This is a genomic window from Streptomyces sp. NPDC056231, from assembly GCF_048270745.1.
Taxonomy (GTDB): domain Bacteria; phylum Actinomycetota; class Actinomycetes; order Streptomycetales; family Streptomycetaceae; genus Streptomyces.
Genome location: NZ_JBLVKW010000153.1, coordinates 1 through 8,308, shown reverse-complemented (window position 1 = coordinate 8,308; position 8,308 = coordinate 1). Strand labels below are relative to the sequence as shown.

Sequence of the window (8,308 nt, the reverse complement as noted above, 5' to 3'; positions counted from 1 at the left end):
CGGCCAGATCAGTCCGATCGCCTACGAACAGAGATCCATTACGCTGACCACGGCCGCATAGGAATCGATGTCCACGATCCAGGGGGAAGCCCCCTCCTCAAACGGCACCTCGACCTGAAGAACGAGTTCTACGAATGTGTCCGCAACGAGACCCAGCAGACCCCGGAAACGGAGACACGACTCAGGGAAACCGTCACCAAACTCAAAAAGACCGTCGCTGAGCAGAGAACCGAGATCCAAGAGCTCCGAGACTTGGTCACTCGCCCGACCCTCGCCAGCGCCGTTCTCACGCAGGGGAAGGCAGCATCAGCAGGGCCGGCCTCCACAACGTCATTCCGTTCCCTCGATCGACAACGTGCCGGGCTGCTCTGGTCGGTAAGGCTCGCAGCGTGCCTGCACAGCATTGGCACTTCCTAGACGGTCGAGCAGTCCAGGAGTCGCCCGTCGGTGGTGCCAATGAGCAGTCGGCCGGGTTCGGTAACGGTCAGCGCGGTAGCCACGACGGGTACTCCGGCAACGCGCGGTCGACCGGCGAAGGTCCGGTGTGAGCCCCCCTTTGAGAGCCCTGACATGCGAGCCGTCCACTGCCACGTCATCCATGTCCAGACCGGCCGCCCGCAACTCCGCCAGAAGGACCTCGTGCAGACGAGGCCAGACACCGGCCTCGGTCCAGTCCCTCAACCGCCGCCAAGCGGTCACCCCGCTGCAGCCGATCCTCTCCGCAGGGACATCCGCCCAGCTCACGCCCTTGCACAGCACGTAAACGATCCCACGCAGGGCAGCTCGGTCGTCCACCGGCAACCGACCCGGATACCGTCGGCGCCGCGGTGGGCGGGAAGGAAGCAGCGGGGCTACCCGCTCCCACAGGTCATCAGGCACAAGATCATCCGGCACCTGCAGAACTCTGCCGCCCTCACGCCCAACTGCCAAGCCCCTCACGCACACTCATTCTGAAATGATCAGTAAGCCGGAACTCGAGCATCGCCGCAAAGCGTTCGTCGGGATCGTTCAGGTTCAGTTGCGCGATTTCTGCCGCTCGCCGAAGGCGGTATCGGAATGTGTTGGGGTGTACGTCCATGGCCGCAGATGCGTTCAGGGTGTTGCCGAGGTGGTCGAGCCATTGGGCCACGGTTTCCGTCATCGTGGTTCCGTGTTCTCGATCGTGGTGATGCAGCCGGGCGATGGGGCCGTCCAGCAGCCCGCCCTCATTGTGCAGTTGGTCACCGATCTCCAGCAAGAGTGCGTCGAGTTGGACGTCGGCGAACATCGCGACTCGGCCGGATGGTTCCTGGCGCAGGACACGTAGGGTTCTGTCCGCATCGTGCCGCGAGCGAGCCAGGTCGGCCGGATCGGATGACAAGCCGCCTCGACCGATGCCGATCGCCACTCCTCCAGGTCTGTCCCGTGCACGGTCGAGGAAATCGTTCGAAACACGCTGGGCCATGGCCGTGACGTTTTCTTTTCCTTTCCGGATCGGTGCCGGCACGATCGCGTAACACACATCGCCGACCAATGCGGCAACCGCGCCGGGTGCCGCAACCGACAGGTGAAATGCGAAGGAGTCGGTGATCCGTTCCAAGGTCTGCCGTCGCGTATACCCGGAGACAGCAGTGTCGGCCGAGTTCCCATTCGGAAGGGACAGGCCGAGCACCGTCACGGTCCGGTGCCCCAGTCCAAGACGCTCGATCGCGCCCGACGCCGGGGCGCCTCCCGTCAATGCGCTTGTGATGAGGTCCGCGCGAACCTGCCGGTCGATGTCTACACCGATACGGTGCCGCAGCAGATGCAGCGCAACGACTTTCGCAGCATCGACAAGTACTTGCTCCTTCTCGTCGCTCAGGGGCCCAGGGACAGCCGCCCAGATCGAGCCGAGCACTTGGTCACCTGCTCGTACGGCTATCGCCACGCGCGGAAGACCTGGCACCCCTTCGATCTGCGGTGTGTCGATGAAGATCGGTTTCTCGCCGGCGTAGAGCCGTTTAAAGACGCCCGCTCGTTCCTGCGCGAGGCGGGCCTGCTGGGGGACGACACGTCCGAGAATCGTCTCGATCCGTGTTTGACCAGCCTCGCTCTGGCGATCGGAGAACGCCAGAATCTGTGAGTCGCGATCTTCGATGGTGATCGGCGCGTCGAGCAGTGATCCGATCGCGTTGGCCAGGGCGAACGAGTCTTCCGCGGGCATTCCGGCGAGCAGTTCCTCGCCGCTCGCACTGCTGGAGAGCAGCGAGCGGAGCAGGACGACCAACTGTGCCCACGTTGCTCCGCCGGCGAGGCCGAGCAAGACCACACCGCTGCGTTCGATGCGAGCACGTAGCTCCGGCTCGAGATCCAGCGGCGCACGTACCACGAGGGCGGGCGCCTGGCGTGTGACCGCACGATCGAGCAGGGCCGGCAGATCTCGGGCGTCGGCGGCGGTGCACAGAAGCATGGCCCCGGGGCGAACCGGTACCTGTTCCCGCGGATCGTCGACGACGACGTCGGTAATCAACGTCGTTCCGTCGACGGTCCCCGCAAGAACCTCCAGCAGGGTGCCGGCGAGGTTGCTCACGACGTTGTCGAGCCTGGCTCCAGGGCTGGTCATGATCGGCACCCTTCGTTTGCTTCCTGCTGCACCCAACGGTACGTCGTTCGTGAATCCGCACCACACCTCGGTCGATATTGGTGCGGGCCGCACGATGCACGTCGTGGTGACGCACAGCACGCTGTTGCACATCGACGCCCCACCCCGAAAGCAGGGAGTGTTCACATGTTCGCGACACCATCCACCACCGGTGCATCCGATGACGCACGGTGCGCTGTTTCCGCATCGTCCATGTCGTCATGGGCGGAAAACCTCGCCGAGCTCGGGTTCGAACTGCCGTCGACGGCCACGCCGATCGGCGCCTATGTTCCGGCGGTGCGGACCGGTGATCTGGTCTACACCTCTGGCCAGTTGCCGTTGGTGCGGGGATCGATCGAACGACCGGGAAAGGTCGGCCGACAGGTTTCGGTGACGGACGCGTCGAGAGCAGCGGAAATCTGCACTCTGAATGCACTTGCTGCGATCGATGCCCTCGTCGGCCTCGACTCGGTCGTACGGGTCGTGAAGGTGACCGGGTTCGTCGCTTCCGCCGACGACTTCGTCGGCCAGCCCGACGTCGTCAACGGCGCCTCGAATCTGCTCGCGAGCGTTTTCGGCGATGCCGGTACACACGCTCGCTCGGCCGTCGGCGTCGCCGAACTGCCACTGAACGCCCCCGTCGAAGTCGAACTCATCGTCGAGGTTGCCTGACCCCCGGCCCCCCAGCCGGACCCGGCCGAGCGACGCCCGGCACGTTTCTGCCACGACCGCCCTCGCCAATACAAAACGCCTATACCCAAACACTGCCATCGAACAAGGACACATCATGACAGTCGGCAGCTCCCCCGAGGGGGCGCACGAGGACGGCCTCGCGCAAGGACTCAACAAGCGACACATCCGTATGATCGCGATCGGTGGCGCCATCGGAGTCGGGCTCTTCCTCGGATCCGGGAAAGGCATCTCCTATGCCGGGCCGGCCGTGATCGGCGTCTACGCGGTCACCGGCGTCTTCATCTTCATCATCATGCGTGCCCTCGGCGAGCTGCTGATGTACCGGCCCGTCGCGGGGAGCTTCGCCGAGTACGCGCGCGAGTTCTTGGGCCCTGCATACGGTTTCGTCACCGGCTGGGGTTACTGGATCACCTGGACCATCATCGGGATGGCCGAGCTCACCGCAGCCGGGGTCTTCGTCAAGTTCTGGTTCCCGTCGATGCCGCAATATCTCACGGCACTGATCGCGCTGCTCGCACTCGTCGGATTGAACCTGGCCAAGGTCGGATTCTTCGGGGAGGCTGAATTCTGGTTCGCATCGATCAAGGTCGTCACCATCCTCGCCCTCATCGGTGGCGGCATCTTCGCACTGGCCTTCAACGTCGGCAGAGCCGGCCAGGCAGGCGGGATCGAGAACCTCTGGAGTCACGGAGGCGTCGCCCCGCACGGGCTGCTCGCGGTCCTTCTGGCCTTCCAGATCGTGGTCTTCTCCTACCAGGGCGTCGAACTCATCGGGATGACCGCAGCCGAGACCAAGGACCGGGAGTCCGTGATACCGAAGGCGATCAACTCCGTGCCCTGGCGTATCGGGATCTTCTACGTCGGCACCCTGATCGTGCTGATGTCACTGTTCCCTTGGGATCAGTTCAGCGCGGACGAGAGCCCCTTCGTCAAGAGCTTCTCGCACATTGGCCTTCCCGCGGCCGCCGGCATCATGAACTTCGTCGTCCTCGCCTCCGCCCTGTCGGCGTGCAGTGCCGGGCTGTACAGCAACGGACGCCTGCTCAAGAAGCTCGCCGAGGACGGGCTCGCACCCAAGGTGTTCGAGAAGACCAGCCGTGGTCACGTACCTGCGGCCGCCATCATCGCCTCCGGCACTCTGATGCTCGTCGGCGTCGCGGTCAACGCGATCGTCCCGGAGAAGGCGTTCTCGTACATCTCGTCGGTCGCCACCCTCGGAGGAATCTGGAGCTGGGGTGTCATCGTCGTCTGCCACCTCGTCTACCGCCATCGCGTCGAACGCGGTGAGGCACCCGCGAGTACGTTCCGGCTCCCTTACGCCAAGGTCCTGTGCTGGGCCACCCTCGCCTTCCTGGCAGCTCTGACGATTCTCCTCGCGTTCGACGAGGGTCAGCGCATCGCCTTGTACGCCCTGCCGGTCTGGGCAGCGGTTCTCGTCGGCAGCTACCGAATGTCGTCACGAAACGCCGCCCGCAAGGAGCACGTCCCGGCCGGGGCACCGAGCGCGCTGTGAGCCCTGAGTCCATCCACTTGCGCTGACGCCCTGCCGAGCAGCCACCTGAAGGAACAACCGTGATTCCCGCCGCATACCCCCAGCTGCGTCTCGACGCCGCCGCCCTCGATCACAACATCCGCGTCATGGCCGACTGGTGCAAGACCCATGACGTCGCGCTTGCTCCCCACGTCAAGACGACGATGTCCGCTCCGATCATCGAACGACAGATCGCGGCCGGCGCCGTCGGCGTCACCGTTGCCACCGTCGACCAGGTCGCGACCGTGCTCGGCTGGGGACACAACACCATCCTCATCGCGAACCAGATCGTCGATCCATTCGGACTGGCGCGGCTTCGGGCCTGGCTCGCCGCCGAGCCGGAACGGAAGATCCGGTGCTTCGTCGACTCCGCAGCCGGGATCGCCGCAGCGAAACAGGTGTTCGGCGCGCACGGTCCCGTTCTCGAGGTGCTTTTGGACATCGGCACCCCGGGTGGCCGCACCGGTATCCGCGACCCGGAGCAGGCCCGCCGCACAGCAGAGCTCGTCCGAGCGGCCCCCGGACTCCGGCTCGTGGGAGTCGCCGGGTACGAAGGCGTCGCCCCGAACACAAGGACCGACGAAACGCTTGCGGCCGTTGACGAACACTGCCGCCGGGTCCGCGACGTCTACCTCGACGTCGCCGGACTCTTCGAGACCGACCGCCCCGTGTACTCGATGGGCGGATCGGCCTTTCCTGACCGTGTCGTCGACTTCCTCCCGACGGACGACGACGTTCCGGGCACAATCCGGTTGCTCAGGTCCGGTTGCTATGTCACGCACGATCACGGCATCTACGCCCGCGTGAGCCCGATTCCCGGCCTCGCCCCAGCCCTGGCCGTGCGCGCGGTCGTCGTGTCCGCCGCCGAGGACGGCACCGCCGTGGTCGGAGCCGGGAAGCGCGACCTCCCCTACGACACCGAGACGCCGATCCTTCTGTCCGCCAGCACGGCGGCCGGACAGAACAAGTCCGATGTCCGCGGACGTGTGCGCGCGCTGTACGACCACCACACCGTGCTCTCCGACGCATGGAATCTTGAGGTGACGGATGTCGTCGAGTTCGGGATCTCGCACCCGTGCTCGGTATTCGACCGGTGGCCCGAGTACCTCATCACCAACGACCACGGTGATGTGATCGACGTCTGGCGCACCGACTTCCACCGATCATCGATCGCCACAGCGCTCAGCGAGTCGGCGAGAAGAACAGAGGCAGCTCATGCCCGGTAATCCTTTCGGCGACTTGCGGCACCACGGTGGCAGGATCGCCGAGGAGAAGCGCTTGCGCTCGCCCGTGGCCTCGTCGACGCGCTTGTCGTTCACCCGCGGGGCGCGGACCTCGACCGGGCCGGCCCGGGTGGTCACGATCCGGGGGCGGTGGTGGCCGTTGCGCACGACCAGGCGGCGGCCCCGTTTGTCCCGCTCAGCGACCAACTCGGCTACGTACTGGTCGACTTCCGCTTTCAGTGCGGCGGCGAGCATCCGCCTCGCACGGAGCCGGTGGACGCGGAGCCTTCTTCGCTGACTTCGGCAGCCGCCAACCCAGGCTTTCGGATGCTGGCGCCCGACGGTGATGCACGATGGTTGGACCGGATAACGCGAGCAGGTGGAAGCTCATGATCACTCTTCAAGGACTTCTCGATGCCGTAGGGCCGTCCGTGCTGTCAGAGGTGTCCGCTCCCGGCAGGGCTCCGGTCGCGTTGGGTGAAGTGGTGATCGCCGAACCGGACGGCGAGCTTGAGTTGGGCAGGGGTGACGTGGTCCTTGGCGTGAACCTGATCGACCGAGAAGCGGCCCTCGGGCTGTTGTCACTGTGCGCCCGGCAGTCCGCCGCCGCACTGCTGCTCAAGGCACCCGCAGCCGTGGATGCAGAGGTGACCACGGCGGCGACGGCCGCAGGAGTCGCACTCATACAGGTCGCGCATCAGGCAGGGTGGGCCCAGGTCGTCTCGCTGCTACGCGCAGCGCTCCACAGTGACAGGCTCGCGGAGTCAGTCGCGGGCCTTGGAGTGGCTGAAGCCGCGGACTTGTTCCACCTGGCCGATGCGATCGCCGGCATCATCGACGCTCCCGTCACCATCGTGGACCGGAGCTCGCGCGTACTCGCCTACTCCACTCAGCAAGAGCGCGACGACGAGGCACGCGTGGCGACCATCATGGGCCGTCACGTTCCCGACGAGGTGAACGCGCACTACCGGCGGCACGGCGTCTTCCGCAAGATCGCCCAGGACAAGAGGCCCATCTACGTTCCTGCAGTCGTCGAGGGAACCAAGCCCCGACTCGTGGTGCCTGTGCACGCAGGAGGGGACGTCCTCGGCTCGAAATGGGCAATCGTGCCGGGCCCGGTCCCGGCCGAGCGCGCCGTGGCATTCGCAGCCGCCGCGGACGCCGTGGCCCTGCACCTGCTCCGTCGTCGTGCAGAGGCTGACCGGGAGCGCCTCGTACTGACGGACATGGTGGCGAGAGTGCTGCACGGGAAGGCGGGTGCCGTGGACGCGGCACGCCTCCTCGGGCTGTCGGCCGGACCCTGGCGGGTGATCGCCGTGGGCGTGCGCTGCGCTGATGCCGACGAGGCCGAGACGCAACGCCTCGCAGTGCAGGAACGACTGTCCCGGTTCCCCGGCTCACGTCTGCGCTCACCAGCAGCCGTGATCGGCGGCGTGGTCTACGGCATCGTGGATGCCGAGCCAGTGACCGCTGCTTCGCGACGCCAGTCCGAGTGGCTGCACGAGCTCGGCAAGACCACCGGCCGGGCTACGCAACTCGTCGCCGTGGGCGGGCTCGCTGCCTCCGTTCCAGAGCTTGCCGCCTCCCGGGCACAAGCCGACGACACGCTCGGACTGCTCATGTCCGGGCTGATCACGAACTCCCCGGCCGTCCACGACGAGGTGTGGGCCAAGGTGGTCCTCCGCCGGGTCGCCCTAGCTGCCTCGACCGCCGGGACCGCGGACATCGGGCCTCTGCGACATCTCGTGAACCGCGACCACGAGTGCCGCACCAGCTACGTGCCGACTCTGGAAGCCTGGCTGGAGGAAATGGGCGACCCAAGGCCGCCGCCGCCCGGCTGCACATCCACCCGAACACGCTCCGCCACCGGATGCGTCGCCTGCGGGACGTCGTGGAGCTGCAGCTGGACAGCCCAGACGTCCGTTCCGCACTGCTCCTTCAACTCATGGCCCTCCGCTACGGCACAAAGAGCGGCGCGCGCACCAGGGAGGATCACCAGGCCTGACGGCCTGCGTGAGCGTCACCTGTGGCGCCCGGCACGTCCTCTCCCTCGTTGTCCCAGCCGCACTCCCGGCCGCCGCAACACAGTGCCGTTCGCACGATGACGGCACGTTGTCCCGCCCGCCACCATGGCTCCACCCGCAGCCCGACGGGGCATCGCAGGATTCCGTGACTCCTCCCCCTCGTAAACGAGGGGGCTTCTCGCTATGCCGGTTGGGCTTCGCGACGGACCAGCCCGGCCCGTAGGACGTTCAGGGCGCC

General features: G+C 66.3%; 5 protein-coding genes and 3 pseudogenes. 5 read left to right on the top strand and 3 right to left on the bottom strand.

The genetic code is table 11. From position 1 onward, the window contains the following. A pseudogene (locus ACNPQM_RS43110) lies at positions 1–417 on the top strand (hypothetical protein); the annotation flags it as partial. Between the two features lie 94 nt (positions 418–511). On the opposite strand, the pseudogene ACNPQM_RS43105 reads toward ACNPQM_RS43110, so the two are convergent. Continuing rightward, positions 512–894: pseudogene (locus ACNPQM_RS43105) on the bottom strand (transposase); the annotation flags it as partial. A gap of 19 nt (positions 895–913) precedes the next feature. Further along, the gene (locus tag ACNPQM_RS43100; RefSeq protein ID WP_418088297.1) at positions 914–2,581 is read right to left on the bottom strand and encodes a PucR family transcriptional regulator; all 1,668 of its coding nucleotides are present in this window, start codon (positions 2,579–2,581) and stop codon (positions 914–916) included. Positions 2,582–2,812: 231 nt separating this feature from the next. Here ACNPQM_RS43100 and ACNPQM_RS43095 point away from each other — a divergent pair, with 231 nt between their 5' ends. The 3 genes from ACNPQM_RS43095 to ACNPQM_RS43085 all read left to right on the top strand — a co-directional run bounded on the left by ACNPQM_RS43095 (position 2,813) and on the right by ACNPQM_RS43085 (position 6,049). After that, a complete protein-coding gene (locus tag ACNPQM_RS43095; RefSeq protein ID WP_358861167.1) occupies positions 2,813–3,271 on the top strand; it encodes a RidA family protein in 459 nt (152 codons plus the stop codon). Positions 3,272–3,386: 115 nt separating this feature from the next. Further along, positions 3,387–4,805, top strand: a complete 1,419-nt coding sequence (locus tag ACNPQM_RS43090) for an amino acid permease (RefSeq protein ID WP_418088296.1) — start codon at positions 3,387–3,389, stop codon at positions 4,803–4,805. Positions 4,806–4,864: 59 nt separating this feature from the next. After that, entirely contained in the window at positions 4,865–6,049 is a 1,185-nt protein-coding gene (locus tag ACNPQM_RS43085; protein WP_418088295.1) for an alanine racemase, read from the top strand. 3 nt (positions 6,050–6,052) lie between these two features. Here ACNPQM_RS43085 and ACNPQM_RS43080 read toward each other — a convergent pair. Then, positions 6,053–6,310 (bottom strand): annotated as a pseudogene (locus ACNPQM_RS43080) (IS256 family transposase); the annotation flags it as partial. Positions 6,311–7,538: 1,228 nt separating this feature from the next. On the opposite strand from ACNPQM_RS43080, the gene ACNPQM_RS43075 reads away from it, so the two are divergent. After that, positions 7,539–8,051, top strand: coding sequence for a helix-turn-helix domain-containing protein (locus ACNPQM_RS43075; protein WP_418088294.1), 513 nt, complete (start codon positions 7,539–7,541; stop codon positions 8,049–8,051). Positions 8,052–8,308: the final 257 nt, after the last annotated feature.

Bases quoted from the DNA above. Each gene is read 5' to 3' on its own strand.
- ACNPQM_RS43100 (WP_418088297.1), bottom strand. From the start codon at position 2,581: ATGACCAGCCCTGGAGCCAGGCTCGACAACGTCGTGAGCAACCTCGCC.
- ACNPQM_RS43095 (WP_358861167.1), top strand. From the start codon at position 2,813: ATGTCGTCATGGGCGGAAAACCTCGCCGAGCTCGGGTTCGAACTGCCG.
- ACNPQM_RS43090 (WP_418088296.1), top strand. From the start codon at position 3,387: ATGACAGTCGGCAGCTCCCCCGAGGGGGCGCACGAGGACGGCCTCGCG.